Raw genomic sequence first — 3083 nt, 5'->3', positions numbered from 1 at the left:
TGGCCGCTGCGGGTGGATTCGACGATGGCCTGCTCCAGCCGCTGGCCGAACTGCCAGCGGTTGACCAGGCCCGTGAGCGTATCGTGCGTGGCTTGGAAGTGCATCTGCGCCTCCAGCCGGCGCACTTCGGAGATGTCGCGCACAAAGGCCACGGCCGTGCCGCCACGCGCGTCGGTATGGCCCAGGGCAATGTCCACCGGCGTCAGGCGGCCGTCCTTGCGCGCGATCCAAAGGTCGCGCCCCATGCCCATGGGGCGGCGCGAAGGGGCATGGAAGTAGCTTTCAAAGTGGTGCGCATGGGCCTCGCGCCGCTCGGGCGGTAGCAACAGGCCCAGCGGCTGGCCATGCAGTTCGTCGGCCGTGTAGCCCGAGATCGCTTCCATGGCTGCGTTGGCCATGACTATGCGAGCGTGGCGGTCCACCAGCAGGATGCCGTCGGGCGCTGCGTTCATGGCGGCAAGCACCAGGGCGCCGTCCCGGGCGACCACGGCCGGGGGGACGGGGGGTGGCGGCGCACTGCCGGGCCCGGCGGCGCCGTGGACCGGGCCGCCATCCGCGCCGGCGGCCCCGATGAACGTCGCGTTCATGGCCCGCTGCACCGCTGTCGAGGTACCGCGCCAGCGCAGCGGCCGGGGTTACTGCGGCGGGCATCGCAGCCACATGGCCGATCCAGGTTTCTCGCGTCAACCAACAAGCACATCAATGCCAGAGCCTCGAAAAGGGACAGAGGAGAAAAAGACGTGTCGCACCGACCTCGCGCAAGCTGGTCGATGGCTTGGTTCACTTTAGGGAATCGGGGCGGAATTGGCATCCAGGGCCGCCCGAAGCGGCAGGTCTACTTGATGCCAACGTGATGTAGATCACTTTTCGAATGCATGGCGTGCGGCAATTCCGCGACACCGGCTGGAACGCCAGAACGTTGCCGCGCCTGACTGCGGCGGATCAGCCCGCCTCGGCCAGCAGCGTCTTCACGTCGGCCGCCAGGGCCTGCGGGCCACTGCCGTAGCGGTTGTACACGCGCAGGCGCCCTGCCGTGTCATACACGTAGCTGCCGGCCGAGTGGTCCATGGTGTAGCTCGTGGGCGTCTTGCCCTCGACCTTCTTGTAGTAGATCTTGAAGTCCTTGGCCACGGCGGCCAACTGCTCGGGGCTGCCGCGCAGCGCCAGGAAGCTGGGGTCGAAGTTCTCCATGTAGGCCTTGAGCAATTCGGGCGTATCGCGCTCCGGGTCCACGGTGACGAAGATGCCCTGCAAGCGGTCACCGTCCTTGCCCAGCATCTTCTTCACTTCGGCCAATTCCTGCATGGAGGTGGGGCACACATCGGGGCACTGGGTAAAGCCGAAGAACACGACCACCACCTTGCCTTTGAAGTCAGCCAGGTGACGGGCCTTGCCATGGTGGTCGGTCAGCGGCAGGTCCTTGGCGTAGTCGGCTCCGGTCACGTCCACGCCGCGGAACTCTGCCTTTTTCTCGGAGCAGGCACTAAAAATGCCCGCAGCACTTATGGATAGAGCGCTAACAGCTATTGTTTTAAGAGCATTTCTTTTGAGCATGGGTATAGCGGTATTCACAGCACGTAGTGGTCTACCAGGAGGGCGGCAAACAAGGCGCTGAGGTGAATGAGGGAGAAGCGAAAGGTCTTGCGCGCAAGCGCATCCGAATAGTTGCGCCAGAGGGCAAAGCCGTAGGCGCAGAAGCCGGCGCTCAGCACCACGGCCGCGGTCAGGTAGATCCAGGAACTCATGCCATAAACGAACGGCATCAGGCACCCGGCAAACAGGATCAGCGTGTACAAGAACACCTGCAGGCGGGTGAACTCGTTGCCATGCGTGACTGGCAGCATGGGCAGGCCGGACTTGCGGTAGTCCTCCACACGGTACAGCGCCAGCGCCCAGAAGTGGGGGGGCGTCCACAAGAAGATGATGAGGAACAGGATCAGCGCCTCGGGACCGACATCGTTGGTCATGGCCGTCCAGCCCAGCACGGGCGGCATGGCCCCCGAAGCCCCGCCGATCACGATGTTCTGCGGCGTCAGCGGCTTGAGGATCACGGTGTAGATCACCGCGTAACCCACGAAGGTGGCGAAGGTGAGCCACATGGTCAGTGGGTTGACCCAGAAGTACAGCAGCGCAGACCCGGCCGCGCAGAGCACGGCCGAGAACACCAACGTCTGCGTATTGGACAACTCGCCCTTGGCGGTAGGTCGCCACGCCGTGCGCTTCATCTTGGCGTCAATGCCCTGTTCCACGATGCAGTTGAATGCCGCGGCGGCGCCCGCCACCAGCCACACGCCCAGGCAGGCCAGCGCCATCAGGCCCAGTTGCTGCAGCGATGGCAGGCCCGGCACGGCCAGCACCATGCCGATGAGCGCACAAAAAACGATGAGCTGGACCACGCGGGGCTTGGTCAGCGCATAGAACTGCGCAAAGCGTGATGGCGGGGAAACGGCGGTAGGGGCGGCAACACTCATGCGGAAACTCTCGATGCACCCGAGGGCGCGGAAAACGCTTGCGGCGCGGACGCCGCGCGGCTCGACACCAGGGACCAGGTCACCACCACCACCAGCGCCGCGGCGCCGCCGGTATGCAGTACGGCTGCCAGCAGCGGCCAGTCGAGCACCACGTTGGACAGCCCCGTGACCAGTTGCAGCAACGCCAGCGCCGCCAGCCAGCGGGCCTGGACGGGCAACGCGCCCGCCGCCCGAAGGCGCCAGCACAAAATGCCCAGGGCCGCGAGCACCACATAGGCCATGAGGCGGTGGGCATAGTGGATGGCCGTGAGCCCGGCGAAACTGATGTGGCTGCCGTCCTGCAGCATGCCCAAGGCGCGCCAGACCTGGAAACCCTGGCCAAAGTCCATGGCGGGCCACCAGCTCCCCTGACAGGTGGGAAAGGTCGTGCAGGCCAGCACCGCGTAGTTGGTGCTCACCCAGCCGCCGAGCACCACCTGGACCGCCACGAGTACGCCGGTGATCACCAGCCCCCAACGCAACCCCGTGGAGACAGGCACGGGCCCTTGGCCCCGGGCACTCTGGGTTTGGCGCACTGCCTGCACGCACAGCAGAGCCAGCAGCACCAGCCCC

Annotated in this window: 4 protein-coding genes; all 4 read right to left on the bottom strand. The window is 65.7% G+C overall.

Annotation, left to right across the window (positions count from 1 at the left end):
* On the bottom strand, positions 1-587 hold a 587-nt coding region (locus MRY84_RS18725), incomplete at its 3' end, for a PAS domain S-box protein (RefSeq protein ID WP_291507207.1).
* A gap of 355 nt (positions 588-942) precedes the next feature.
* Entirely contained in the window at positions 943-1554 is a 612-nt protein-coding gene (locus MRY84_RS18720) for an SCO family protein (protein ID WP_291507206.1), read from the bottom strand.
* 14 nt (positions 1555-1568) lie between these two features.
* Positions 1569-2471 carry a heme o synthase gene (cyoE, locus tag MRY84_RS18715; RefSeq protein WP_291507205.1) on the bottom strand — a complete coding sequence of 301 codons (903 nt, stop codon included), beginning with the start codon at positions 2469-2471 and terminating at the stop codon, positions 1569-1571.
* The coding region (locus MRY84_RS18710) for a COX15/CtaA family protein (RefSeq protein ID WP_291507204.1) at positions 2468-3083 on the bottom strand (616 nt) is incomplete at its 5' end. The genes MRY84_RS18710 and cyoE, both read right to left, overlap by 4 nt.

The sequence above is a fragment of the Acidovorax sp. genome, assembly GCF_022763525.1.
In the GTDB taxonomy this organism is placed as follows: Bacteria; Pseudomonadota; Gammaproteobacteria; order Burkholderiales; family Burkholderiaceae_C; genus Acidovorax.
The sequence above is the reverse complement of the archived record's forward strand: the minus strand, read 5'-3'. Positions and strand labels throughout refer to the sequence as shown.

Bases quoted from the DNA above. Each gene is read 5' to 3' on its own strand.
- MRY84_RS18720 (WP_291507206.1), bottom strand. From the start codon at position 1,554: ATGCTCAAAAGAAATGCTCTTAAAACAATAGCTGTTAGCGCTCTATCC.
- cyoE (WP_291507205.1), bottom strand. From the start codon at position 2,471: ATGAGTGTTGCCGCCCCTACCGCCGTTTCCCCGCCATCACGCTTTGCG.